The organism is Kitasatospora sp. NPDC057936, from assembly GCF_042887525.1.
In the GTDB taxonomy this organism is placed as follows: Bacteria; Actinomycetota; Actinomycetes; order Streptomycetales; family Streptomycetaceae; genus Kitasatospora.
Window position 1 is genome coordinate 1 of the sequence record NZ_JBHVPD010000058.1, and the last position, 24,287, is coordinate 24,287.

25 protein-coding genes and 3 pseudogenes are annotated in these 24,287 nt (G+C 71.6%); 14 read left to right on the forward strand and 14 right to left on the reverse strand.

Going from position 1 to position 24,287, the window contains the following annotated elements:
- Positions 1-225: pseudogene (locus tag ACFVU9_RS26985) on the forward strand (metallophosphoesterase); the annotation flags it as partial.
- A 355-nt stretch (positions 226-580) separates the two neighbouring features.
- Here ACFVU9_RS26985 and ACFVU9_RS26990 read toward each other — a convergent pair.
- Entirely contained in the window at positions 581-1,225 is a 645-nt protein-coding gene (locus tag ACFVU9_RS26990) for an HAD-IIIA family hydrolase (RefSeq protein ID WP_387597619.1), read from the reverse strand.
- Between the two features lie 379 nt (positions 1,226-1,604).
- Here ACFVU9_RS26990 and ctaD point away from each other — a divergent pair, with 379 nt between their 5' ends.
- A complete protein-coding gene (gene ctaD / locus ACFVU9_RS26995; protein ID WP_387597622.1) occupies positions 1,605-3,296 on the forward strand; it encodes a cytochrome c oxidase subunit I in 1,692 nt (563 codons plus the stop codon).
- The gene (locus ACFVU9_RS27000; RefSeq protein ID WP_387597625.1) at positions 3,293-3,682 is read left to right on the forward strand and encodes a cytochrome c oxidase subunit 4; all 390 of its coding nucleotides are present in this window, start codon (positions 3,293-3,295) and stop codon (positions 3,680-3,682) included. Before ctaD ends, ACFVU9_RS27000 begins: the two co-directional genes overlap by 4 nt.
- Here ACFVU9_RS27000 and ACFVU9_RS27005 read toward each other — a convergent pair.
- Positions 3,654-5,273 (reverse strand): cytochrome bc complex cytochrome b subunit, encoded by a 1,620-nt coding sequence (locus ACFVU9_RS27005; protein WP_387597751.1) that lies wholly within the window; start codon positions 5,271-5,273, stop codon positions 3,654-3,656. The two genes, ACFVU9_RS27000 and ACFVU9_RS27005, sit on opposite strands and share 29 nt — an antisense overlap.
- Before the next feature lie 440 nt (positions 5,274-5,713).
- Positions 5,714-6,754, reverse strand: coding sequence for a PHP domain-containing protein (locus tag ACFVU9_RS27010; RefSeq protein WP_387597628.1), 1,041 nt, complete (start codon positions 6,752-6,754; stop codon positions 5,714-5,716).
- Between the two features lie 463 nt (positions 6,755-7,217).
- Between ACFVU9_RS27010 and ACFVU9_RS27015 the strand changes: the two genes are divergently transcribed.
- From ACFVU9_RS27015 to ACFVU9_RS27030, 4 genes are all read left to right on the forward strand, one after another.
- Positions 7,218-7,403 (forward strand): hypothetical protein, encoded by a 186-nt coding sequence (locus ACFVU9_RS27015; RefSeq protein ID WP_387597631.1) that lies wholly within the window; start codon positions 7,218-7,220, stop codon positions 7,401-7,403.
- 224 nt (positions 7,404-7,627) lie between these two features.
- Positions 7,628-7,897, forward strand: coding sequence for a hypothetical protein (locus tag ACFVU9_RS27020; RefSeq protein WP_387597634.1), 270 nt, complete (start codon positions 7,628-7,630; stop codon positions 7,895-7,897).
- Positions 7,898-8,059: 162 nt separating this feature from the next.
- Complete coding sequence (locus ACFVU9_RS27025) at positions 8,060-8,227, forward strand: hydrophobic protein (RefSeq protein ID WP_387597637.1); 168 nt, start codon at positions 8,060-8,062, stop codon at positions 8,225-8,227.
- Positions 8,228-8,256: 29 nt separating this feature from the next.
- Positions 8,257-8,790, forward strand: coding sequence for a DUF1360 domain-containing protein (locus ACFVU9_RS27030; protein ID WP_387597640.1), 534 nt, complete (start codon positions 8,257-8,259; stop codon positions 8,788-8,790).
- Between the two features lie 234 nt (positions 8,791-9,024).
- Here the strand turns inward: ACFVU9_RS27030 and ACFVU9_RS27035 are convergent, their stop codons facing one another.
- Positions 9,025-9,372 carry a hypothetical protein gene (locus ACFVU9_RS27035; protein ID WP_387597642.1) on the reverse strand — a complete coding sequence of 116 codons (348 nt, stop codon included), beginning with the start codon at positions 9,370-9,372 and terminating at the stop codon, positions 9,025-9,027.
- Positions 9,373-9,480: 108 nt separating this feature from the next.
- Between ACFVU9_RS27035 and ACFVU9_RS27040 the strand changes: the two genes are divergently transcribed.
- Both ACFVU9_RS27040 and ACFVU9_RS27045 read left to right on the forward strand, forming a co-directional pair.
- Complete coding sequence (locus ACFVU9_RS27040; protein ID WP_387597645.1) at positions 9,481-9,675, forward strand: STAS domain-containing protein; 195 nt, start codon at positions 9,481-9,483, stop codon at positions 9,673-9,675.
- Entirely contained in the window at positions 9,635-9,823 is a 189-nt protein-coding gene (locus tag ACFVU9_RS27045) for an STAS domain-containing protein (protein WP_387597648.1), read from the forward strand. The genes ACFVU9_RS27040 and ACFVU9_RS27045 overlap by 41 nt, the downstream gene beginning before the upstream one ends.
- A gap of 97 nt (positions 9,824-9,920) precedes the next feature.
- On the opposite strand, the gene ACFVU9_RS27050 is transcribed toward ACFVU9_RS27045, so the two are convergent.
- The 3 genes from ACFVU9_RS27050 to ACFVU9_RS27060 all read right to left on the reverse strand — a co-directional run bounded on the left by ACFVU9_RS27050 (position 9,921) and on the right by ACFVU9_RS27060 (position 11,436).
- Positions 9,921-10,079, reverse strand: coding sequence for a MarR family transcriptional regulator (locus tag ACFVU9_RS27050; RefSeq protein ID WP_387597650.1), 159 nt, complete (start codon positions 10,077-10,079; stop codon positions 9,921-9,923).
- Between the two features lie 258 nt (positions 10,080-10,337).
- Positions 10,338-10,898, reverse strand: coding sequence for a hemerythrin domain-containing protein (locus ACFVU9_RS27055; RefSeq protein WP_387597653.1), 561 nt, complete (start codon positions 10,896-10,898; stop codon positions 10,338-10,340).
- A 28-nt stretch (positions 10,899-10,926) separates the two neighbouring features.
- Complete coding sequence (locus ACFVU9_RS27060) at positions 10,927-11,436, reverse strand: hemerythrin domain-containing protein (RefSeq protein WP_387597656.1); 510 nt, start codon at positions 11,434-11,436, stop codon at positions 10,927-10,929.
- Between ACFVU9_RS27060 and ACFVU9_RS27065 the strand changes: the two genes are divergently transcribed.
- From ACFVU9_RS27065 to ACFVU9_RS27075, 3 genes and pseudogenes are all read left to right on the forward strand, one after another.
- Positions 11,420-12,058, forward strand: coding sequence for a catalase (locus ACFVU9_RS27065; RefSeq protein ID WP_387597754.1), 639 nt, complete (start codon positions 11,420-11,422; stop codon positions 12,056-12,058). The two genes, ACFVU9_RS27060 and ACFVU9_RS27065, sit on opposite strands and share 17 nt — an antisense overlap.
- Positions 12,051-12,641 (forward strand): annotated as a pseudogene (locus ACFVU9_RS27070) (catalase); the annotation flags it as partial. The gene ACFVU9_RS27065 and the pseudogene ACFVU9_RS27070, both read left to right, overlap by 8 nt.
- Positions 12,638-13,339, forward strand: a complete 702-nt coding sequence (locus tag ACFVU9_RS27075) for a catalase-related domain-containing protein (protein WP_387597659.1) — start codon at positions 12,638-12,640, stop codon at positions 13,337-13,339. The pseudogene ACFVU9_RS27070 and the gene ACFVU9_RS27075, both read left to right, overlap by 4 nt.
- A gap of 72 nt (positions 13,340-13,411) precedes the next feature.
- Here the strand turns inward: ACFVU9_RS27075 and ACFVU9_RS27080 are convergent.
- The 3 genes and pseudogenes from ACFVU9_RS27080 to ACFVU9_RS27090 form a co-directional block, all read right to left on the reverse strand.
- Positions 13,412-13,795, reverse strand: a pseudogene (locus tag ACFVU9_RS27080) (SRPBCC family protein); the annotation flags it as partial.
- Between the two features lie 18 nt (positions 13,796-13,813).
- The gene (locus ACFVU9_RS27085; protein ID WP_387597661.1) at positions 13,814-14,056 is read right to left on the reverse strand and encodes a DUF6296 family protein; all 243 of its coding nucleotides are present in this window, start codon (positions 14,054-14,056) and stop codon (positions 13,814-13,816) included.
- Between the two features lie 107 nt (positions 14,057-14,163).
- Positions 14,164-14,472, reverse strand: a complete 309-nt coding sequence (locus ACFVU9_RS27090) for a hypothetical protein (RefSeq protein ID WP_387597664.1) — start codon at positions 14,470-14,472, stop codon at positions 14,164-14,166.
- Positions 14,473-14,890: 418 nt separating this feature from the next.
- Between ACFVU9_RS27090 and ACFVU9_RS27095 the strand changes: the two genes are divergently transcribed.
- Positions 14,891-15,844 (forward strand): TIGR03557 family F420-dependent LLM class oxidoreductase, encoded by a 954-nt coding sequence (locus ACFVU9_RS27095; protein WP_387597667.1) that lies wholly within the window; start codon positions 14,891-14,893, stop codon positions 15,842-15,844.
- Positions 15,845-15,859: 15 nt separating this feature from the next.
- Entirely contained in the window at positions 15,860-16,450 is a 591-nt protein-coding gene (locus tag ACFVU9_RS27100; RefSeq protein WP_387597669.1) for a trehalase-like domain-containing protein, read from the forward strand.
- 335 nt (positions 16,451-16,785) lie between these two features.
- Here the strand turns inward: ACFVU9_RS27100 and ACFVU9_RS27105 are convergent, their stop codons facing one another.
- From ACFVU9_RS27105 to ACFVU9_RS27120, 4 genes are all read right to left on the reverse strand, one after another.
- On the reverse strand, positions 16,786-17,211 hold the full coding sequence (locus ACFVU9_RS27105) for an ATP-binding protein (RefSeq protein WP_387597672.1): 426 nt from the start codon (positions 17,209-17,211) through the stop codon (positions 16,786-16,788).
- Positions 17,212-17,286: 75 nt separating this feature from the next.
- Positions 17,287-17,715 carry a hypothetical protein gene (locus ACFVU9_RS27110; RefSeq protein WP_387597675.1) on the reverse strand — a complete coding sequence of 143 codons (429 nt, stop codon included), beginning with the start codon at positions 17,713-17,715 and terminating at the stop codon, positions 17,287-17,289.
- Positions 17,716-17,813: 98 nt separating this feature from the next.
- A complete protein-coding gene (locus ACFVU9_RS27115) occupies positions 17,814-20,066 on the reverse strand; it encodes a SpoIIE family protein phosphatase (protein WP_387597678.1) in 2,253 nt (750 codons plus the stop codon).
- Positions 20,063-24,157, reverse strand: coding sequence for a HAMP domain-containing protein (locus ACFVU9_RS27120; protein ID WP_387597681.1), 4,095 nt, complete (start codon positions 24,155-24,157; stop codon positions 20,063-20,065). The genes ACFVU9_RS27115 and ACFVU9_RS27120 overlap by 4 nt, the downstream gene beginning before the upstream one ends.
- Between the last annotated feature and the right edge of the window lie 130 nt (positions 24,158-24,287).

Here is a 24,287-nt window from a genome sequence, read left to right on the forward strand (position 1 = left end):
CCGCCGGAGATCTACCCCTTCCTGGGCAGCTACCTGCTCGCCGAGGCGATCGACGCGGCGGGGGCCGACCTCGCCGTCCACGGCCACGCGCACCTGGGCACCGAGCGCGGCTTCACGGCCTGCGGCGTGCGCGTGCGGAACGTGGCGCAGCCGGTCATCGGCCGGGCGTTCGCGGTCTACCGGCTGCACGGCGACGTGGACAAGCCCTCCGTAGCGGACCGTTAGGTATGCGGCGGCCCGGGTAGATGCGACCCCGTAGGGGCCGATCCTGACCGCGTCGGTCCGGTTGGTTCCACCAGCCGGTGCTTTGTTACGGTTCCGTCCTCACGCCGCGGCGGTGTCCGGCCGCCGGGGGCTCCGGCCGCTCCGGCCGCTCCGGGCGGTCCGGCTGTCCGGGGCGGGTGCACGGTCCGCTTCCAGGGCGGCCTCCACGCTGTCCCCGAGCCGCCGCTCCGGCGGGCCGGGGATGCGGGCCTTGGATCCCGGGGCTGTGGGCGGGCGGGTGCTCGGGAGAGCGGGGATTGATGCTCATAGCGTTCTCCGCCCTGGTGGTGGGCGCGGTGGGTGGGGATTTCAGAGGTCAGTGCCGCAGCACGAGATCGGCGGCCTCGGTCGGGCCGGCCGCGGCCCGGCAGGTGGTCAGCAGGCAGGGCGGGCACGGCACGCGCGCCCGGGACGGCGCCTCGGGCACGCGGATCGCGTGCGCCCCGGCGGCCAGGGCGGCGGCGACGACGGCGCCGCCAGAGGCGATCACGGTGACCCGGGCGGGCGGAAGGCTGAGGGCCTGGCACGTGGCGGCCACCAGGCCGGGAGCGGGCATGCGGCATGGGCAGCCGTCCTTCGGGCCGTGCGGGCAGACCGCCCACACGTCGAACGGGCCCAGCAGGAATTCGGCGCGCGCCTGGACGGCCTCGACCTGGTGACGCGCAATCAGCCCGCGCGCGACGCCCGGCTGGTTGCTCAGCACGCCGATGGCGAGACCGGCTCCGCGCAGGGCCGTGAGCGCGGTTCGGACGCCCGCCATCGGAAGGACGAGGGCGGGGTCGCCGTTGCAGGAGACGTCCTGGAGGAGCGTGCCGTCGCGGCCGAACAGCACGGCGCCCGTCGGCTCGTCAGCCGAGATGCGGCCGGGGCGGGTGAACAGCCACGAGCCGGTGAGGTCCGGGCAGCCGGTGCTCGGACGGAGCTGCGGGACGGTGGGTACGGGTTCTCCTAGGTAGGCCATACTCCTGCGGGTTACCGCGGGGCTCGCCGCCAAACGGCCTACGGGCTCTCTCCAGTCAGGGCGAGCGTCACTGCTCCGGCGATACGTGCCCGGTGAGGTAGTCCCGGACGGCGGCGATCGCGTCGGCGCCGGGCGGAATCCCCCACACGGTCCGGGGCGGGGTCGGCGGGGGGCCTCGCGTACCCGCAGCGAGCAGCGCTGCACCTCGACCGAGTCCTCAGCAGCTGAGGGGGCCCGGTCGCGCCCCCGGTGAATGGGCTGGTCGGAGGGCGTGCAGCGTGGCGGGCCGGGCGGGCCGTCGGGCGCCGCTAGGGTCGCCGGTGGCGTGCGAAAGCCCGCCCGTCTTCGCGGATGCCGCCCGTTCCGCTGCGGAGGTTCCATGACTGCTCCGGCCACCGCGCCGCCCCGCGTCCGGACCCGGCTCCACCAGGGCAGCACCGTGCTGCGGTGGCTGTTCACCACGGACCACAAGGTCATCGGGAACCTCTACCTGGTGACGGCCTTCGGGTTCTTCCTGGTCGGCGGGGTGATGGCGCTGCTGATGCGCGTCCAGTTGATGGGGCCGGACACGGGGTTCCTGTCGCATGAGCGCTACAACCAGATGTTCACCATGCACGGCACGATCATGCTGCTGCTGTTCGCGACTCCCACGTTCGCCGGCTTCGCCAACGCGATCATGCCGCTGCAGATCGGGGCGCCCGACGTCGCGTTCCCCCGGCTGAACGCCTTCACCTACTGGGCCTTCCTGCTGGGCGGGCTGCTGGTCCTGAGCGGCTTCCTCACCTCGACGGGGGCGCCGGCGTTCGGCTGGTTCGCGTACGCGCCGCTGAACGGTCCGGTGTTCTCGCCCGGCACGGGCGGCGACCTGTGGGCGCTGGGGCTGGTCGTTGCGGGCCTCGGCACGATCCTCGGCTCGGTCAACTTCATCACCACGATCACCTGCCTGCGGGCCCCCGGCATGACGCTGTTCCGGATGCCCGTCTTCACCTGGAACGTGCTGTTCACGTCGATCATGGTGCTGCTGGCCTTCCCGGTGCTGACCGCGGCCCTTCTGCTCCTGGAGGCCGACCGGAAGTTCGGCGCGCACGTCTTCGATGCGGCCAACGGCGGTGCGCTCCTGTGGCAGCACCTCTTCTGGTTCTTCGGGCACCCGGAGGTCTACATCGTCGCGGTGCCGTTCTTCGGCATCGTCACCGAGATCATCCCGGTCTTCAGCCGGAAACCGGTGTTCGGCTACTACGGGATGATCGGCGCGACGATCGCCATCACCTCGCTGTCGATGTCCGTGTGGGCGCACCACATGTTCGCCACCGGTCAGGTGCTGCTCCCGTTCTTCTCCATGATGTCGTTCCTCATCGCGGTGCCCACCGGGGTGAAGTTCTTCAACTGGGTCGGCACGATGTGGCAAGGCTCGCTGTCCTTCGAGACGCCGATGCTCTGGTCGATCGGGTTCCTGGTGACGTTCCTGTTCGGAGGGCTCAGCGGGGTGCTGCTGGCCGCGCCGCCGATCGACTTCCACGTCACCGACAGCTACTTCGTCGTGGCGCACCTCCACTACGTCCTGTTCGGCACCGTCGTGTTCGCGACCTTCGGCGGCTTCTACTTCTGGTGGCCGAAGCTGACCGGGAAGATGCTCGACGAGCGGATCGGGAAGGTGCACTTCTGGATCCTGTTCGTAGGGTTCCAGACCACCTTCCTCGTCATGCACTGGCTGGGTGCCCAGGGCATGCCGCGCCGCTACGCGACGTACCTGGACGTGGACGGCTTCACGGCCCTCAACGTGCTCGCCTCGTGCGGCGCGTTCATGCTCGGGATCTCCAACCTGCCGTTCTTCTACAACGTCTGGATCACCACCCGGCACGGTCGCATGGTCGACCGGGACGATCCGTGGGGCTGGGGCCGGTCGCTGGAGTGGGCGACGTCCTGTCCGCCGCCCGCGCACAACTTCCACGTGCTGCCGCGCATCCGCTCCGAATCCCCGGCCTTCGACCTGCACCATCCGGAGGTCCCGACGGAGGAGTGCGAGAGCCGGTCGTCCGGGGTCTCCGAGAAGAGGGGGAACACGCGATGAAGGCCGAAGGATGGCTGTTCTCCATCATGGCGGCGTTCTTCGCCGTGACCGGGCTCGTCTACGGACTCTGGGCGCGGGAACCAGCCGGCAAGGCGATCCTGACGGTCGGGTTCCTGATGTCGGCCCTGATCGCCCTCTTCTGGTTCATCCAGCACCAGCGGCGGGGCCACGGCCGGCCGCAGGACCGCAAGGACGCCGAGATCGCGGAGACCGCGGGCCCGATCGGGTTCTTCCCGCCCCGCAGCGGCTACCCGGTGCTCGCGGCCGTGGCCGTGACGGTCTTCGCACTGGGCGTGGTGTTCGCCCTGTGGCTGGTCGTCGTCGGCGCCGTGCTGCTCGCGGTGGCCGTGTTCGGGTTCATCTTCCAGTACCGCGACGGAGCGTGATCCGGCGCAGCAGTCGGCGCAGGGGGCCGGCCGCGGCCGCCCGGGGCGCCCGTTCGGCCGGGGTGCGGGGGTGTTCCGGGGCGGTGAGGATGGCGGCGACCCGCTCCGATTCCCGCTCGGAGGCGGGCAGTTCGACCCGGTCGCGGTAGAACCAGGAGCTCGCGGCGGCCCGCGCCCGCTCCCGTCGCGGTGCCCCTTCCGGGGCCGGCGGCGGGACCGGCGCGTCGCGCACCAGGATGACCTGGCGCTCGGCGGGTCGTACGCGCCGGTGGTGGCCCTCGAAACCGCCGTCGATGGACTGGTCGATCCGGCCGCTCTCGTCGCCGTTCAGGAGCCGGGAGAGGTCTCTGGCCTGGAGGGCCAGACACAGCCGCCGGGTGAGCATGAACGCCAGGACGGGCAGGACGATCAGGGAGCCGCGCAGCACGTTGGTGAGCGCGTTGACGGACACGCCGAACTCGAACGCGATCACGTCGTTGCCGCCGGCGACGAGCAGCACCGCATAGAACGTGATCCCGGCGACCCCCAACCCGGTGCGGGTGGGCTTGTTGCGCGGCCGGTCGCACAGGTGGTGCTCGCCCGGGTGGGGGTCGAGCCACCGCTCGGCGAAGGGGTACGCGTACAGCAGGGCGAACATCAGGCCGGGCAGGACCACGGCGGGGAGCAGGACACTCCAGGACACCGTGTGGCCGAACACGCGCGTCTCCACCGCGGGCATCATCCGCAGCGCGCCCTCGATGAAGCCGATGTACCAGTCGGGCTGGGCACCGGACCCGGCGACGTCCGGCCGGTAGGCGCCGTAGCGCCAGATCGGATTGATCTCCGCGAGGAAGGCCGACAGCGTCATGACGCCGCCGACCGCGAACATCAGGCCCGTGGTCCGGGTGAGGAACTGCGGGAAGAAGGGCATGCCGACCACGTTCCGGTTGGTGCGCCCGGGCCCGGCCCAGTGCGTGTGCTTCAGCACGACGACGAGGGTCAGGTGCGCCCCGATGAGTGCCAGCAGCAGACCGGGCACGAGGAGGATGTGCACGGTGAACAGCCGGGGGATGACCGCCTGCCCGGGGAACTCGCCACCGAACGCGAAGAACGTGAGGTAGGTGCCGACCAGGGGCAACGACAGCAGGACGCCCTCGGCGATCCGCAGCCCGGTGCCGGAGAGGGTGTCGTCGGGCAGCGAGTAGCCGGAGAACCCTTCGAGCAGGGCGAGGGTGAACAGCGTCACGCCGATGACCCAGTTCAGCTCGCGCGGGCGGCGGAAGGCGCCGGTGAAGAACACCCGCAGCAGGTGGACACCGATCGCCGAGGTGAACAGCAGCGCCGACCAGTGGTGGATCTGCCGGATCAGCAGGCCGCCGCGCACGTCGAAGCTGATGCGCAGCGTCGACGTGTAGGCCTCGGACAATCGTACGCCGCGTAGCGGCAGGTAGGAGCCGTCGTACACGGACTCGCTCATGCTCGGCTGGAAGAAGAGCGTCAGGTAGACGCCCGTCAGCAGCAGGATGACGAAGCTGTACAGCGCGAGTTCGCCCAGCAGGAAGGACCAGTGGTCCGGGAAGACCTTGCGCAGGAACTCCCGGCCCGCCTCCATGACCGGTAGGCGCCCGTCCAGGGCGGTGGCGGCACGCTCTGCTGCCGGTGGCTTGCTCGTGACCTCGGGTGACTCGGTTGGCTCCACGCGAGGCAACCTAGTGCGACCCGCGGTGCGCGGGGTGGCCGAGCGCTGCGGCTCTGCCGTCGGGCAGTGGCAGAGCACTCCAACGGCGTACGCCGAGATCTCGGCCGGCGGGTGCGTCTGGCCCAGAAGGCCGTGGCCCCTGAACCCCCGCGGTCGAAGCCACCCTCCGCAGGCGGAGCCAGCTCTTCGAGAAGCGGTGCAGCGCTGCGGCGAACGGGTGCTCGGCGTCGAATCCGGGCGGCGTTCACGCCTCGCTATCCGCTGCTCCTGGGCGGGACACCGGCCAGAGCTGGCAAACGCGTTGCCCGTCCCCGAGATGGGTGACCGTCGTGCGGGGCCGGTCGAACGTCCACTCACCCGGGTGGCTGTTCCCGGACCGTCCACGAGAGGAGACGTTCGCACGGCCAGGTGGTGACCAGGCGCTCCGGGGGGAGGCCCAGGCGTGCGGCGCGGGCGTATCCGGTGGTGTACCAGTGCAGTTGGCTGGGCGCATGGGCGTCGGTGTCGATGGCGAACAAGCAACCCGCCTCGGCAGCCAGGTGCAGCAGGTCGTCGGGCGGATCGCGGCGCTCAGGGCGGCAGTTGATCTCCACGGCGGTCCCGGTCTCGGCGCAGGCAGCGAAGACGGCGTCGGCGTCGAAGCGGGATCGCGGTCTGCCGCGCCCGGTGACGATCCGGCCCGTGCAGTGCCCCAGGACGTTCGTTCGGGGATTGCGGACCGCCGCCAGCATCCGGGCGGTCATCGGCTCCGGTTCGGAGCGGAGCTTGGAGTGCACCGAGGCGACCACGACGTCGAGCTGCCGGAGCAGGTCGGGTTCCTGGTCGAGGGCGCCGTCATCCAGGATGTCGCACTCGATCCCGCTGAGGAGCCGGAAGCCGTTGCTGCGGCCGGGGCCGTTGTAGGCGGCGACAGCATCGAGCTGGTACCGGAGGCGTTCAGGGCTCAGCCCGTGGGCGATCGTGAGACGGGGGGAGTGGTCAGTGAGCACGGCCCAGCTGTGTCCGAGGGCGCGGGCCGCGTCGGCCATCTCCTCGATCGGGTGGCCGCCGTCCGACCAGTCCGAGTGCAGGTGGCAGTCGCCCTGCGCCGCTGATGCCAGCTGCCAAGCGGCCTGTGCGGCAGGCCCGGCCGCTGCCTCCAGGCGGGCGAGGTAGGCGGGTGTCCGGCCGGCGGAGGCCTCGGCGATCACCTCGGCGGTGACGGGGCCGATGCCGGGGAGCAGCTGGGCTCTTGCTGCTTCCACCGGCCCGGGTGCCAGGCTGTAGACGGCCTCGGCGGCCGCGTGGAACGCGCGGACCCGGTACGAAGTACCCTTCTGCTCTGGGCCGTTCCGCTCGGAGGCGTTCCACTCCAGAAGGAAGGCGATGCGCCGGAGCGCTTCGGCAGGGTCCATCGCAGGGTGGCCTTCCGGTCGGGACGCCGCGGCGAACGAGCGCGGCGACCAGGTCGACGACGGTGGTCAGGCGGCCGTGGTAGTGGTAGGCGTGCTGGTGTGCGGAGCGCGCCGGGTCGAGGTGGCGCAGGAGATGAGGGCGGAACGGAGTCGGACTGCCCCGCATCCGGGCGTGTAGCCGCTTTCGGCACGGGCAAACGCCGAGCAAGAGGAGCCGACACAAGGCTCGGATGCGTCTGTAGGTGATCACGCAGCAGGCCAGTCTGAGGAAGGTCTCGCGGGATGTCGTCGCAGCGGATCCGTAGGCGTCCGAAGCCGTGGCGACTGGCCGGTCGGGTGAGCACCGCAGCCGATACATCGCTCACACGTTCACGCGGATGACGGCCCGCAGTGCGCTCGACCTGCCCCTGCCGGACAGGGGCGGTGCTGGTCACACCGACGCTCCTGCCGTCGACAAAGGAAGGTGCGTTCGTCGAACGCCTTCGACCGCGAGCAAGCCCACCGGAAGTCCAAAGATCTGTCGCATCTCAAGGACGATGTGGACGAAAAGAACAGTGAACTCATCGAGCGCGCCCGGCAGCAGGAGGACGACGCCAACTCCCCTGACGCTGAGAGCGACGACGGCCAACAGGAAAGATCCCAGGAATGAGTCCCCGCCCAGCGCAAGGCGACCACCCACAGGAGTCGCAGGACTGCCCGGCCTGGGCGGAGGTCAGATCGGCTTCAGTACCACCTTCACACGGTTCGCCGACACCACCCTGCGGGCAACGTTCCGCGAGCCGCTGCCCGAAACGGGTACCCGCCCCACGAAGCTCTGCGGCGCTGTGGTCGGTGGCAACCGGAGCCGGCGCTGCGCCGAGAACAGGAGGCGCTATGGCGCGCTTGTCGACCAGTGATCCGCACCGGCCCGGCTGGACTCGTGTCCGCCGCGGCCGGGGCTTCGAGTACCGCGACGCCCACGGCGCGGCCTTGCGCGATCCCGAGGTACTGGCCAGGCTCAAGGCCCTCGCCATCCCGCCGGCATGGACGCAGGTGTGGATCTGCCCGAAACCGGGCGGCCACATCCAGGCGGTCGGCACCGACGGTGCGGGGCGCCGCCAGTACCTCTACCACCCAGATGAGCCGAGACGCATCGAGTGGTGACGAGGGACCGTTGGCCGCCCGCCGCAGGGCTACACCTCTTCGAGCCGCCGATGACGGCACCGCCTTGGACTCGCGCGGCACGGGCATCGGGGCATAGGACTGGCCGAATAGGGCAGGCGCGGTGTCCGGAAACATCCCGCTACCCGTGAGAGGTCGACTCCCATGCTTCTCCTCGTCCTCGTCCTACTGCTCGCACTGATCCTGGGCGGCGCCGGCTTCGCGATCCACATCCTGTGGTGGATCGCCCTGGCCGTCCTCGTCGTCTGGGTCCTCGGTTTCGTCCTCACCGGCGGCGGAGCCGCTGGCGGTCGCCGGTGGTACCGATGGTGACCGGCCTCCACGCGTACCCTGATCCGACCGTGAGCGGCTCCGGAAGGTCCGCCGCCAACGCCGTTGCTTCCTCGCTCCGCCGCGAACGCACGGCGTACGAGCCGGAGGGTGAACAGCCGATCGGCGGTTACCTCACTGTCATGGGCGCCTACCTGGGCTGCGTCGGCGTGCTCACGGCCTTCGCCCGGCGGGCGGAACGGCCGCTACCGACGCCCGGCCCGTGGGACGTGATGCTCACTGCCGGCGCTGTGCACCGGCTGTCCCGGCTGGTGGCGAAGGATTCCGTGACCAGTCCGGTCAGGCTGCCGTTCGCCCGCTTCCGCGGCCAGGCAGGTCCGGCCGAACTCGCGGAGGACGTCCGGGGCGAGGGGGTGCGACGTGCCATCGGCGAGCTGATCACCTGTCCGTTCTGTGCCGGCCTGTGGATCTCCACCGGCCTCACGGCGGGACAGGTCCTCGCTCCGCAGGCGACCCGGCTCGTCAGTTCTGGGCTGTCCGCGCTCGCGCTCTCCGACCTGCTGCACTTCGCCCGGGCCGGGCTTCAGGAGGCCGCATCGCGATAGATGACGTACCCCGCGGCCCGAAGCCGGCGGGGTACGCGGCTTCCCGGGTGATGCGTCCGTAGCTTCCCGGGGAGATGATCGTAGACGGACGTCGACGAACGGGATCGGAGCTCATGTCCGACCAACCGGACCGGCACGACACGCCTGGGCAGGCCGACGCGCGATTGCGGGTGTGTGGACGATCACGTAATTCCCCAGGCCTGCGTTCACGTAATCCCCAGACTCTCGCCTGGCTCAGAGATCCACGCGGTGTTGGGTTGCCGAAGGATCGGACGCTGATCCGTAGCGCAGGATGACATGCGCCGGGCGGAACGGAAGGTCACGCAGGACGGGTGCCATGACGGTGAAGAGCGCATCGGCATCGGGGCCGTATGCGTAGAGCGTGGCCTCGCCGCCCCCGAACTCATTTCCGTCGAACTCGCCAACGCCGGCTTGATCGATCGCCTCGGTCAAGAGCGCTTGGGCATGGCGGACAGCCGCCCGTTGGTTCTGCCCGCCGTAGCCGTCCTCCGCCAGTCGATAGCGCGCGATGACGGCGTGCTCAACGCCCGTTTCCGCTCCTGTGCCGTCCATATCAGCCATGCATGAACGGTCTCACCTCGGACCGACATCGTCAGCCGGCGAGGCGACCTGCCGCATTACGTGACGCGACACCACACGAAGCGGGGAATTTCGTGATCGTCGACACGGGTGACCGCGAGCGAGCGGGCTGTCCGTGCCTCGGTGTGCCGGGTCGCCGGCGAGGCGGACCACGAGACGAGGCCCGCCCTCGACGAAGCCCTGGCCGAGGCGGTGGCCGCTGGGCCCGATCTGTTGGTGGTCGACGTCGCGCCGCTCACGTTCTGTGATTCCGCCTGGGCTGAACGCGCTCCTCCGGGCCCGTGAGAACGCCGAGGCCGCAGGAGTCTGGTTGGTTCTGGCCGGGCCCGGGCGGCAGATCAGGCGGCTTCTCGCGATCACGGGAACCGATCAGGTCTTCACGGTGCGCGCGAGCCTGCAGGCCGCAGTCGGCGCCAGCATTTTCCCGGGCTGACCCGGACGGCAGCGGCCGCTTCAGCGCAGCAGGACGGCCAGCAGTTCCGCCAGCGTCGGGCCCGCGTCGGCCGGGTGCCGCAGTTGCTTGCTCGCGATCACGAGGTAGTGATGCTCCCGCCCTGCTGCTCGTGGGTCAGGTAGCCGGCCTGTTCGAGGTCGACGATGATCCGCTGGACGGCGCGCTTGGTGAGCAGGCAGCGCGCGGCGATCTCGCTCACCCTGATTCCCGCGTCCCGGGCGATCTGGACCAGCACGCGGGCGTGGTTGGTGAGGAAGGTCCACCGTCCCGGGCCTGTCGGCTGGTCCGCCGGGTGCGGAAGCACACGTCCGGATTCGTGCAACGCTTGACAGGGAACTTCGCCGGGCGAATGGTGGACGGAGCCGTCCGCCCGTACCTCTACAGCCGCTCCCCGGCCCGGATCGTGGCCACCACCGCTGACCCGGGTGCCACCGGGGACACGGGTCCCGCCACACTGTCGGTGACCCTCATGGGGCGGTGAGCCGATGGCCGGTCAACCGGGTTCCCCCGGTGTCAGGAAGGCCCGCAGCCGCTCGCCGAGTGAGCGCTCGGGCTCGGGAAGGCGGTCGGCCGGCCGGGCGTCGGGACGCTGGTGGCGGGGCCGTCCGGAGACGGACTCCTTGGTCGCGCGTGCTCGGGCGCCCAGGGCGCGCAGCTCGGCCCCGGTGGCGACGGCGCGAACGGCCGGGAAGAGCCGCGCCTCCTCGTCGCCGGCGTGCCGGGTGACCTCCTCGGCCAGGCGGGCCACCAGGCGGTCGAAGCGCGGCGAGTCGACGGGGGTCGGGCGGAGTTCCTCCAGGAGCGCCTCCACAGCGTGGTGGTCGGCGAGTTCGCGGGCCACCACGGCCGGCCCGTCCGCCAGCCGCTCCCGGGCCAGCGGGTACAGGTGCTGTTCCTCGGCGCGGGTGTGGCGTACGAGCCTGTCGGTCACTAGGTCGACCAACTCCTTACGCTGCGGGTCCCCGCTGGGGATGCCGCTGAGTTCGCTGAAGCGGATCAGCACGGCGTGGTGGTCGGCGGTGAGCTGGTCCAGCAGGTCTTCGTCGTGGTGCACGGTGTCCTCCTTTCCCGGTGGCCCGTCGTCAGCCCTCCAGGGCGTCGGCGATGCGGTGCAGTACGCCACCGGCGGACGGGCGGCGCGGCGCGGTCTCGCGTACGGCCTGCATCCGCTCGCCGATCTCCTGGAGCTCCTTGCGGCCGAGGGCAGCGCGGACCATCGGGAACCACGATCCCTCCTCCTGCTCGATGTGCCGTTCAACGGCGTCGATCAGGACGGAGGTCTTGGCGTCGTATCCCTCGTCGTCGGGATCCATCTTGGCCAGTTCCTCGCAGAGGAGGTCGGCCACGTGGTGTTCCTCCTTGGCGCGGTCCATGTCCTCGGCGAGTCCGGGCACCTCCTGGCGGATGCGGGGGTAAACGAGCTCGTCCTCCAGATAGGTGTGGACGGTCAGCGCCTCGACGATTCGCTGGACCGTTTCCTTGCGTGCATGGTCGCCGTCGTCGCCGTCCTCGGCGATGTCCCGGTACTCGCGGAACAAGCGCTTGACTTCCTTGTGGTCCTCCCGCAGCAGGACGATGGCATCGTGGGACATCACTGGTCTCCCTTCAGCGGGTTCCCCGCCCGCCCGCGCGTGTCCCCGCTCCGTGCCGGGTCAAACGCCGGTCGTCGGGCGGACTGGTCGTGCCGATTCTGGGCACCCTCGTGGTACGTCCCGGTTCCGGAACGACCGCCGGGGCGGCCAACGCCGGTGTTGGTGGGGCAGAAGAGCGCCGCGCTCGGCCGCCGCGCAGCGCGGCGGCCGACCCTCAGGGTCTGCGGCAGCCCGCCGTGATCAACCGGCTGGTCACCGTTTGGCTCCTTCGAGGGCGGCAACCCGCAGGGCATGGTGTATCCGGCTCTGGCAGAACCCGCACGGACCGCCCTGCGGCCCGGGCGCACAGCCGACCCCCGAGGAGCAGCCCGAGGAACCGGAGCGGGACGGCAAGGAATCCGCTCTCGGCGCCGCCCGCGCGCCGTACCCGCACGGCTCGCTCACCACCGACCAGGGCGTGCGCGTCGACGACACCGACAACTCGCTCGCCGTCGGCGACCGGGGACCCACCCTGCTGGAGGACTTCCACCTGCGCGAGAAGCTCACCCACTTCGACCACGAGCGCATCCCCGAGCGAGGCCCAGCTCACCGCCGGGCGCGACCCCGACTTCCATCGCCGTGACCTGTGGGAGACGATCGCGGCCGGCGCCTTCCCCGAGTATGAGCTCGGCGTCCAACTTGTGTCGGAGCAGGACGAGTTCGCCTTCCCGTTCGACCTGCTCGACCCTACCAAGCTGGTCCCGGAAGAACTGGTGCCGGTGCGGCCGGTCGGGCGGATGGTCCTCGACCGCAACCCGCGGAACTTCTTCGCCGAGACCGAGCAGGTGGCCTTCCACACCGCAAACATCGTGCCCGGCATCGACTTCACCAACGACCCGCTGCTCCAGGGCCGCAACTTCTCCTACCTGGACACCCAGCTGATCCGGCTCGGCGGCCCCAACTTCGCCCAGCTGCCCGTCAATCGCCCGCTCGCCGACGTGCGCACCAACCACCGCGACGGCTACGGGCAGCAGGTGATCCACCCGGGCACCAGCTACGAGCCCAACTCGGTCGGCGGGGGCTGCCCTTCACCTTGGGGGGTGGCCGGCTGCCCGAGGGCGTCTTCGAGCACTACCAGGAGAGGGCCGACGGCGCGGCGGTCCGTCGGCGCAGTTCCAGTTTCGCCGACCACTACAGCCAGGCCGGTCTGTTCTGGCGCAGCATGAGTGACTGGGAGCAGGAGCACATCGCCTCGGCGTTCGCGTTCGAGCTGGGCAAGGTCGGTGACCAAGGGGTCCGGCGGCGCATGGTCGGCAACCTGGTCCACGTCGACCCGGGCCTGGCTGCGGAGGTCGCCCGGCGGGTCGGCGAGCCCGAACCCGAGGCCGCGACGGCATCGGAGGGCAACGACACGGCCGGTCCCCGGACCTCGCCTGCGCTGAGCCTGGAACACCAGCGCGGGTCCGGCGTCCGCACCCGCAAGGTCGCCGTCCTGGCCGCACCGGGGGTGGACGGGGAGCAGGTCCGTGATGCGCACGAGCAGTTGGGTGCGCGGGGCGCCGTGGTGGAGACGCTGGCCGCGTACGGCGGCGACGTACTCGCGGGCGACGGTGCCCGGTTGCCGGTGGACCGGCCGCTGCCGACCGTCGCCTCGGTCCTCTACGACGCTCTGGTCGTCCCGGACAGCGGCGACCGCGCCCTGTGCTCCGACCCGGATGCCGTCAGGTTCCTCGCCGAGGCATGGAGGCATGGCAAACCCGTCGCGCTGCTGGGGTCCGGCGCCGACCTGTCCCGCGCCGCCGGCCTCGACGTGCCGGACGCGACGGCGGGCGTAGCGGTCTGCCGTGCGGACGAGGCAGCCGGCCCGGCGTTCTGGGAGGACTTCGCCGGCCTCGTCGAGCAGCACCGCTTCCCGCAGCGCTGACCCCGCACAGGCCACGTCCGGTGGTGCGCGATCGCTCGGGCGCCACCGGACGTCGTGGGCGCTGTCAGGGGTTCAGGCGGGGGTGATCCTGCCCCGCCAGCCGCCTTCCTCCCGGCCGTGCTGCTCGATGAATTCCTTGAACCGGTGAAGGTCGCCCTTCACCCTGCGGTCCACGACGCCGAGCAGGTCGCCGGCCCGCTCGGCGATGCCCTCGGGCTGGAAGTCGATGGCCATGTTGACCCGGGTGTGCCGGTCGTCGACCCGCTCGAAGGTCACGACGCCCTTCTGCTGCACGTCCCCGTCCATGGTGCGCCAGGCGATCCGCTCGTCGGGCAGCTGGTCGACGATCTCGGTGTCGAACTCACGGCTGACGCCGCCGATGCTCGTGCGCCAGTGGTTGTGCCGGTCGTCCAGCTGGGTGACCGAGTCGACGCCCTCCATGAACCGGGGGAACTGACGGCCTGGCGGAAGGCGTTACGGAAGGAGGACGGCGTGCAGGCAGGAGTCCTGCCGGGGCTCGCCGTCCGGGGGCGTGCCGACAACGGCGGCGACCTCTCCTCTGATCTCCACGCGCAGGTCACCGTCCGTACTCTCCCAGACGGAGCCACCGTCCGGGCCGACCTCCTCCGTCTCGTACACGACGACGACGGTCGGCGGGCCGTGGGCTCCGACCGGGCCGGGCAGGGTCACCGCGTAGCGGCGGCTGAGGCTTCTCATGATGCGGCCTCCTCGTGGGGCATCCCCGCCCTGTGCGGCCGATTCTCCCCCGCCCCGGCGCGCGTGTACACCAGCAGTACCGGCAGTAGCAACGCGGTCGCCGAAGGTCAGCGACCCCTTTGACGGCCCTCCGCGCACGCACGCAGCAAGGCGAACGCGATCGCGAGCGTCAGCGCCCAGCACCCGGTGAACGCCCAGAACACGGGCACGGCCGACGTGCACAGACCGGCTGCCAGCAGACCGAGCGACAGCACGGCCAGCGCCAGCACCGTGCGGGGGCGTACCCCGCACATGATGTTCCACGCGCGACCCCGCAGTCCCTGGCCGAACCGGCGCAGCATGACGTCCAGCGTGTGGTCGCCGCTGCGCAGATCCTGCTCGATTCCGAGCAGCGCCGCGCTCTCTCTCCGGCCCATGGTGATCGCTCCTTGTACGGTCGCGTTCCTGGTCAGCCGTGGCGGGTACCGTCGATAGGCTGGCCTGACGCCACCCCAACGACGCCGTTCGGACTATCTGTGGGCAGCGGCGACCTGACCGGACCAGGGCCGCCGTGCCGCCGAAGGAGGGCCTGGCCAGCGGCGGCCGGGGCGATGATGGACGGGGCGCCGGGCCGCAGGCTTTGGTGGGTACCACGGTGGCGGCGGGGATGGGTCGTCACGGCCGGTCGCGCCGCCGGATTCTCGGGTGCTCATGGGGGCCTCCGGGCCAGTGGGCTGGACTCCGCGCGGTTACCCGATGCGTCGTCCCGAAAACGGGTGCGGGGTTTCGCCGCGTCCGGATCGGAAAGCCGCCGGGTGGAGGGAACCGAGAACCCGCCGAGGAACCGAGAGTGCCATGACCGCGTTCGGCTACTTCCTGTCCTGCGAGGAGTTCACGCCCGCCCAACTGGTCGACCAGGCCCGTGCGGCCGAGCAGGCTGGCTTCACCCGGCTGGCGATCTCCGACCACTTCCACCCATGGAACGACCCCCAGGGCAGCAGCCCCTTCGTCTGGGGCGTGATCGGAGCATTGTCGCAGGTCACCCGGCTGCCGGTGACCACACTGGTCACGTGCCCGACCGTGCGGCTGCACCCGGCGGTCACCGCCCAGGCGGCGGCCACAGCGGACGTCCAGCTCGCCGGTGGCCTGCGGCTGGGGGTGGGCACCGGTGAGGCGCTCAACGAGCACGTGCTGGGCGACCGCTGGCCGCCGTTCGACGTGCGGGCCGAGATGCTGGAGGAGGCCGTGACACTGATGCGCGAGCTGTTCACCGGACGGCAGATCTCCTACCAGGGCTCGCACTACACGGTCGAGAACGCGAGGCTCTACACGTCACCGAAGGAGGGCCGAATCCCGGTGTACGTCTCGGCGTTCGGTCCCAAGGCAGCCGATCTGGCGGCCCAGTACGCGGACGGGCTGGTCACCATGACCCCGGACACCGACCTGATCGGGCGCTACCGTGCGGCCGGCGGCAGCGGGCCGGTCGTCGGCGGCGTGAAGGTCTGCTGGTCCCAGGACCGCGAGCGGGCGATCAAGACCGCTCACGAACTCTGGCCGAGCGAGCTGCTGCCAGGCGAACTCGCCCAGATCCTCCCCACGCCCCAGCACTTCGAGCAGGCCACCGAACTGGTCTCCCAGGACATGGTCGCCCGTGCGGTGACCTGCGGAGACGACCCGCAGGTGCACGCCGACCGGCTCCGCTCGTACGTGGGCGCCGGATTCGATGAGGTGTACGTCGGCCAGATCGGCCAGGAGCAGGAGGGCTTCTTCGACTTCTACCGCGAGCAGATCCTGCCGCTGGTGGGCTGACCCGGCTGGTGCGCGGTGAAGGCATTCCCGCCCTTCAACCTGCGCGAGTACGCCCTCCTCGCGGACGGGGAGCGCGCCGCGCTGGTGGGCCCGCGCGGCGAGGTCGCCTGGCTCTGCGCGCCTCGCTGGGAGTCCGAACCCGTCTTCGCCGGTCTGATCGGAGGCACCGGGGTGTACGCGGCCACGCCGCTCGGGCGGTTCGTGCCCGGCGGCTACTACGAGGACGGCGGACTCATCAGGCGCAGCGGCTGGGTCACCAGGGACGGTGAGGTGGAGTGGCGCGAAGCGCTGGCCCTGCCCGCGGATCCGCACCGGCTGGTCCTCTTGCGGCGGCTCACTGCCGCGGACGGGCCGGCCCGTCCGAGGCTCGTCCTGGAGCCGGGCACGGGCTTCGGCCAGGGCCGTCCGGGCGTCGCACACCGGTTCGGAGACGGCTGGACGGTGAGGTCCGACCGCCTGTGGTTGCGCTGGACCGGTGCGGGGTGCGCCCGCCCCGGGCCGGGCGGGCGGCCCATGGCGGAGGTCGTCCTCGCCCCGGGCGAGCGGCTGGACCTGGTGCCGGAGGTGTCCGATCCCTCCTGCTGCCCTCGCTGCGCGGCGCCCTGACGGCGGGCGATCCCCGCACGTCCGCGACCCTGCGGGCCTGCCGGGACGAGCTGACGGACGGGCACTTCGTCTACCGGTTCCGGGACGACGACCGCCCGCTCGCCGAGGCCGAGGGAGCCTTCGTGCTCTGCGGCTTGCTGATGGCCCTGGCCGAGCAGCAGGAGGGCGACCCCGTCGAGGCGGCCCGCTGGTTCGAGGCGACCCGGGCCTGTGCGGGTCGGCCGGGCTGTTCTCGGAGGAGTACGACATCGCGGCAGCGTCAGCAGCGGGGCAACCTGCCGCAGGCATTCGTGCGCGCGATGATGCTGGAGTGCTCGGCGCGGCTGGCCGGACCGTCAGCCGGCCGGAATTCGTAGCTCGCACCAGACGACCTTGCCTGCGCCCCGCCGGTGCCAGCCCCAGTGCAGTGCGAGACGGTTCAGCAGGAACAGGCCGTGGCCCCCCGGTGTGCCGGGCCCGCTCGGGCGACGCGGCAGCGGCGGGCGGGGGCTGGAGTCGCTGACCTCGATCCGCAGGAGGCCGGGGCAGCGGACCAGGAGGAGCCAGCCCGGCCGGCCAGTGTGGCGTACGGCGTTGCCCACCAGTTCGGACACCAGGAGCGCGGCGTCGCCGACCGCGATGGGATCGGCCACGTCGGCCAGAAACGCGGCGGTCAGGGCGCGGGCCTCGGCCGCGGCCCCCGCGTTCGCCGACAGCCGCAGCCATCGCGCCCGCGCCCCGCTGGGGGCGCGCGAAGCGGTGGACAGCCGGGCTCTGGTCATCCGTCAGTACCTCCCGTGCTCCTTGGGCTACCCTTCCGGGTCGCACCGCTCCCGGGTCGCACCGCTCCCGGGTTATCAGTGCTCGAACAGGTGCCGAATCCGGCCGCCCCGCACGGGCTCGGCCTCCGGCATCCCGGCTGCCCGATCACCCTGTTCGGCGGCCCGCTGCTCCGCCGCAGGGGCTTCCACTCCCACCGGCGGGGCGAGCGGCTCGACGGGCCAGGCGGGTTGCGCCGGGCGGGCCCGGCGGTGCGGCGCCCGGTGCGTGATCGGCTGCGGCGGGCGTCGGGAGGCCCGCCTGGCCAGCCCGATCAGGGCGAGGCCGAGGCAGAAGAGCAGGGAGAGGGCGGCGCCGGACAGGAAGACGCCCAGGCTGTTGAGCGTCACGAGGTCGTTGCCCAGGATCGTGACCTGGTAGTCAGGTCCGCCGGAGAGGTTGTCCGCGATGAGCAGTCCGGAGAAGGTGCCGGACGCCGCCATCAGCAGTAGTCCTAGCAGCAACATGGGGGAGTTCCTTCCGGTCCCGGTATCGGCCCCCGCACTCGGCCGCGCCTACCCGGACCCGTCCGGTCCTAACGCTGCGCGCACACGGCGGCCCCGCTCTATTCGACCCGCACGGCGACCAGGCAGGTGTCGTCCTGGGTGTCGGCCGGGCTGAGGGCCAGCAGCCGGTCGAGGTAGCGCTCCAGGTCGGGGCCGGGGGAGCCTGCGTTCCGGATCAGCTCGTCCACCGACTCCTCGACCGGGCGGTCCCGCCGTTCGACCAGACCGTCGGTGTAGAGCAGCAGCACGTCGCCAGTGCCGAGCTGGGTGGTCCGCTCCTCGTAGCGGGCCTCATGCAGGGCGCCGAGCAGCACGCCGTGGGGAAGCGGCAGGACCTCCGCGTCCCCGCCGCTGAACCGGATCGGTGGCAGATGCCCCGCCCGGGCCCAGCGCAGTCGGTCCGCGGCCGGGTCGAAGAGCACACAGACGGCGGTGGCGGTCACCTGCCCCGGCTCGCGCAGCGCGACCGTATTCGCCCACTCCAGCAGCTGGCCCGGCCCGGCCCCGGTGACGGCGAGGCCGCGCAGCGCGTGCCGCAGGGTGACCATGCCGGTGGCCGCGCCGACGCCGTGGCCGGCCACGTCCCCGACCGCGAGGAGCACCCGCTTGTCCGGCAGCGGCAGCACGTCGTACCAGTCCCCGCCCACCCGGTCGCGCTGGGCGGCCGGCCTGTAGCGCACGGCGGCGCTCAGACCGAATGGACCGAGCGGCGGCGGGGCGGCCGGCAGGATGGCCTGCTGCAACCTGAGCGCCAGCTGCTCGCCCTCGACGGTCTGCTGCTCGCTGTCGATCAGGCGCTCCTGGGTGGCGCCGAGCGCGACCTCCGTGCGGTGCTGGGCGGAGACGTCGTGGTAGGCGCCGCGGACGGCGAGGAGCCGGCCGTTGTTGTCGAGGACCGGCTCGGCGATCACGTGGGCGTAGCGGTGCGTGCCGTCCGGGAGGGCGATGCGGAAGATTCCCGAGGCGGTGCGGTGCCGCCGCCGGACCGTGTCCAGCAGGCGGCGGACGGCGGGTTCGTCGTCCGGGTGGACGTGACCGGCCAGGTGGCGCAGTGGGACGGGTGCGGCCCCGGGCGGCAGGCCGAAGAGTTCGCGCAGGCCGTCGCTCCAGCGGATCGCGCCCTGGTCGGGGAGTTCCTCGAATCCGGCGACGCGGGCCAGCCGCTGTGCCTGGCGCAGCAGCGTGACCTGCTGGTCGTCGCCGGACGGCGTGGTCTCCAGCCGCCATCCGACGACCAGCCGGCCGCCGAGTGGGGCGATGGCCAGCTGGGTGTCGGCGGGAAGCGCGAGGCGGCCGGTACCGAAGACGAGCTCCACGGACTCGCCGGGCAGCGGAGCGCCGGTGCGGTGGACCCGCAGCAGCCGTTCGAAGAGCCCGGTGGCGCAGGCGAGCGGGTAGGTCTCCAGGAGCGAGGTGCCCTCCAGCGCCTCCCGGGGGCGGCCCAGTGGGTCGTCGAAGCGGGCGTTGATCCGCAAGAGCGTGAAGTCGGTGACCTGCCCGCCCCGGACCACCGGTTCCAGCAGCAGTGCGGGTGTGAGCATCCCCTCCAGAAGGACGGCGAGTTCGTTGGGCGGCTCGGGCTCCCGTACGGGGGAGAGGAGGGTCGCGCAGAGGTCGGCGAGTGCGAGCAGCCGGCGGCGCTGGGGCGGGCCGAGGGTGGGAGGGGCGCCGGACCACAGCACCTCGAACGCGCCGCGGCGGCGGCCCGCGTCCAGCAGCGGGAGTACGGCCCGGGACCTGCCGGAACCGATCGAAGGGAGCGCTGTGGCAGGGTCACCGGGCCACAGGTCCGCCCCGCCCTCGACGACGTGCTGGGCAGGGGTACCGACGCCGGGCGGGACCCGGCTCCAGGAGTCGGATTCGTCGGCCGTGAGCCCGGCGTGCGCCGCGAGGGCGAGCGCGCCGCCGGGCAGCACCTGCCAGAGTGCGACGGTCTGGACGCCGAGCGTGTCCGTCTGTTCCAGGATCGTGTCGGCGGCCCTTTGGAGGTCGGTTTCGGCGGCGAGGGCGGGTGTCAGGTTCGGGGGGGTGGCCGGGCCGCCCTCGGGCGCCGAGGGCGTGCTGTCCAGGCCGGCGATGTCGGCGGCCAGGACCGGGACCGGCACGCCCGCCTCACGGGCGAGCCGGGCCAGGCGTGCGGAGGCTTCGGCGGGAAGGAGGCCGAGGCGTTCGGCGAGCATGCCGGTGGCCACGTCGACGACCGCTCGGCGTCGGGCCTGCTCCCGGGTCCGCGCTGCGGCGTCCTGGAGTTGGCGGACAGTCGCGGCCAGGGCCCGGGCGGTGGTCTTCGCGGGTTCCTCCTCGGTGGTCATGGCAGGTTCGTCCACTGCCGTATCCGGTCGAGTAGGTCGCTGGTGTCGACGGGCTTGGTGACGTGGTCGTCGGCGCCCGCCGCGAAACTCTTCTCCCGGTCCCCGGGCATCGCCTTGGCGGTGACGGCGACGACCGGCAGGTGGGCGAAGCGTTCGTCGGCGCGGATGGCGGCGATGGCGGCGTAGCCGTCCAGCCCGGGCATCATCACGTCCATCAGGACGAGCGCGGTTTCGGGGTGGGCTCGCAGCAGGTCGAGTCCGGTGTCGCCGTCCGGGGCGTGCAGGACGTTCAGGCCACCCTGTTCGAGAGCGGCGGCCAGGGCGAAGACGTTGCGGACGTCGTCGTCGACGATCAGGACGGTCCGCCCGGCGAGCGCCTCGTCTGCGGCCGCGGCAGACGGCTCGGGTGTCTGTGCGGCGGGGCGAGGGCCGCCCAGCAGCTGGACCACGCGGTCCCGCAGGTCGTCCAGCCCGTGGACCAGGTCGACGCCTCCGGTCGTGTCACCGAGGTGCCGGCCCTTGCCGTCGCCCGCGTAGCCGAGGACGGGGGTGCCGTCCGTCAGCTCCTTGAGCAGGGTCGGTGCGAGTTCGCCGGAGCGGGCGAGGTCCAGGACGACGCACCGCGGGCCGGGGGCGGTCAGGGCCGCCCGAAGCCCTGTCGCGTCTCCGGCACTCACGACCTGTGCCACCGTCTCGGCCGCGCCCAAGGATCCGACGGCAGCCCGGGTGAGCAGGGTGAGCAGGCCCGGAGGGTCGGGTTCGACCACCAGGATCAGCCGATCGGCCGGATCGTCGCTCTCGTGCCGCGGGTCGGTGACCGGCAGGCAGAGGGTGAAGCGGCTGCCCCGTCCGGGCGCGGAGGTGACGGAGAGGGTTCCGCCGAGCAGCCGGGCGAGTTCGCGGCTGATCGACAGACCGAGCCCGGTGCCGCCGAAGCGCCGACTGGTGGTCCCGTCCTCCTGCTGGAAGGCGCCGAAGATGGTTTCCAGGTGGGCGGGGTCTATCCCGATGCCGGTGTCCGTGACGTCGAAGGCCACCGCGGCCGGTGTCCGGCCGAGTTCGGCCGGCACGTCCGGTCCCTCGACGTGCTTGATCCGCAGCTCGACCCGGCCGCTGTCGGTGAACTTGACGGCGTTGGACAGCAGGTTGCGCAAGACCTGGCGCAGTCTCGGCTGGTCGGCGACGATCTCGCCCGGCACGCTGCGGTCCAGAGCGACATCGAACGCGAGTCCCTTCTGGTCCGCCAGGGGCTTGAAGGTGGACTCCACGTACTCCAGGAGCTCGCGTACGGGGAAGGGCTCGGGGGTGAGCTCCATCTTTCCGGCCTCGACCTTGGACAGGTCGAGGATGTCGTTGATGAGCTGGAGCAGGTCGGTGCCGGCCGAGTGGATGACGCCCGCGTACTCGACCTGTTTGGGGGTGAGGTTGCCGCCGGCGTTCTGGGCGAGCAACTGGGCGAGGATGAGCAGGCTGTTGAGCGGGGTGCGGAGCTCGTGGCTCATGTTGGCCAGGAACTCGGACTTGTACATCGAGGAGAGGCTCAACTGCCTGGCCCTTTCCTCCAGTTCCTGGCGGGCCTGCTCGATCTCCAGGTTCTTGGCCTCGATGTCGCGGTTGCGCTGGGCGAGCAGGGCGGCCTTTTCCTCCAGTTCGGTATTGGAGCGCCGCAGCTCCTCCTGGCCCTCCTGCAACTCGACGGACCGGGCTTGGAGTTCGACGGTCAGGCGACGGGACTCGCCGAGCAGTTCGTCGGTGCGGGCGTTGGCGAGCAGGGTGCCGATGTTGACCCCGCAGTTCTCGGTGAACTGCTCCAGGAAGTCGCGGTGGACCTGGGTGAACGGGTGGACGGAGGCGAACTCCAGGACACCGAGGAGCCGTTCCTCCAGGGTGATGGGCAGCACGACCAGGGACCGGGCGTCCGCCCGCCCGGCTCCGGACCCGATGACGGCGTAGCCGGGCGGCAGGTCGTCGACGGCGATGATCCGCCGGCTGCGGGCGGCCTGGCCGACCAGGGAGTCCCCGAGCCGCAGGCGCTGTTCCGGGAGGCCCGTGAGGGAGCGGCCGTAAGCGCTGATGAGGACCAGTTCGGGGTCGTCCTCGGTTGCCTCGAAGAGGTAGAACGCACCGAACTGCGCGCCGACCAGGGCGGTCAGCTCGTCGGTGATCATGTCAGCGACAGCCCGGACGTCCCGTCGACCCTGGATGGCGGCGGAGAACCGGGCCAGGTTGGTCTTGAGCCAGTCCTGCCCCTGGTAGGCCAGGGTGGTGTCGCGCAGGGACTCCACCATGGCATTGATGTTGTCCTTGAGGTCGGCGACCTCGCCGGAGGCGTCCACGGTGATCGAGCGGGTCAGGTCGCCGGCCGCGACGGCACTGGTGACCTCGGCGATCGCCCTGACCTGCCGGGTGAGGTTGCCGGCCAGTTCGTTGACGTTCTCGGTGAGCCGCTTCCAGGTGCCGGAGACGCCTTCGACCTCGGCCTGGCCGCCGAGCCGGCCTTCGCTGCCGACCTCGCGAGCCACCCGGGTCACCTCGGCGGCGAAGGAGCCCAGTTGGTCGACCATCGTGTTGATGGTCGTCTTCAGCTGCAGGATCTCGCCGCGGGCGTCCACGTCGATCTTGCGGGTGAGGTCGCCCTCGGCGACGGCCGTGGTGACCTGGGCGATGTTGCGGACCTGGCTGGTCAGGTTGTGCGCCATCGAGTTGACGTTGTCGGTGAGGTCCTTCCACGTCCCAGCGACGTTCGGCACCCGCGCCTGGCCGCCGAGGACTCCCTCGGTGCCGACCTCGCGGGCCACCCGGGTCACCTCGTCGGCGAAGACCGACAGCGTGTCCACCATGGTGTTGATCGCGCCCGCGAGCGCCGCGACCTCGCCCTTCGCCTCCACGGTGATCTTCTTCGACAGGTCGCCCCGCGCGACGGCGGTCGCCACCTCCGACATCGAGCGGACCTGGCCCGTGAGGTTGGACGCCATCACGTTGACGTTCTCGGTGAGGTCCTTCCACGTCCCGGAGACGCCCCGGACGGTGGCCTGCCCGCCCAGGTTACCGGCGGTGCCGACCTCGCGGGCGACCCGGGTGACTTCGTCGGCGAAGGCGGACAGCTGGTCGACCATCGTGTTGATGGTCTCCTTCAACTCCAGGATCTCCCCGCGCGCGTCCACCCGGATCTTCTGGGTGAGGTCGCCCTCGGCGACGGCCGTCGTCACCTGCGCGATCGAGCGGACCTGGGCGGTCAGGTTGTCCGCCATCACGTTCACGGACTCGGTGAGGTCGCGCCACGTGCCGGAGACGTCCCGCACGTCCGCCTGGCCTCCCAGGCGGCCCTCGGTGCCGACCTCGCGGGCTACCCGGGTCACCTCGGCGGCGAAGGCGGACAGCTGGTCGACCATCGTGTTGAGGGTCGTCTTGAGTTCCAGTATCTCGCCGCGGGCGTCCACGTCGATCTTGCGGGTGAGGTCGCCCTCGGCGACCGCCGTGGCGACCTGGGCGATGTTGCGGACCTGGGCGGTGAGGTTCCCGGCCATGAAGTTCACCGAGTCGGTCAGGTCGCGCCAGGTCCCCGCCACGCCCTCGACCCGGGCCTGGCCGCCGAGCTGCCCCTCGGTGCCGACCTCGCGGGCGACCCGGGTGACTTCGTCGGCGAAGGCGGACAGTTGGTCGACCATCGTGTTGACGGTGTTCTTGAGCTCCAGTATCTCGCCGCGGGCGTCCACGTCGATCTTTTGGGTGAGGTCGCCGCGGGCCACCGCCGTCGTCACCTGGGCGATGTTGCGCACCTGCCCGGTCAGGTTGCCCGCCATCGCGTTCACCGAGTCGGTGAGGTCCGACCAGGTGCCCGATGAGCCCGGCACCTGGGCCTGGCCGCCGAGCCGGCCTTCCGTGCCGACCTCGCGGGCCACCCGGGTTACTTCGGAGGTCACCCGGGCCAGCTGATCTGCCATGCCGTTGAAGACCTCCGCGATCTCTGACAGCACTCCGGGCTTCCCCGGGGTGAGCCGGATGCGGAAATCGCCGTCGCGGACGGCCGTCAGCCCGGCCAGGAGCTGCCGGAGCGCTTGCTCTCCCCCTGCCGCCAGTTGCTCGTCCATCCGTCCCACCGTCCGGATCGCCCTGCGGCCGGGGCGCCGCGCACTGCGCCCGGCCCGGCGACGGCAGCGCCGTCGCCTGATCCCACTGTGCCACCGGAGGCCGAAGGGTGACAGCCGTGACAGGTGTCGG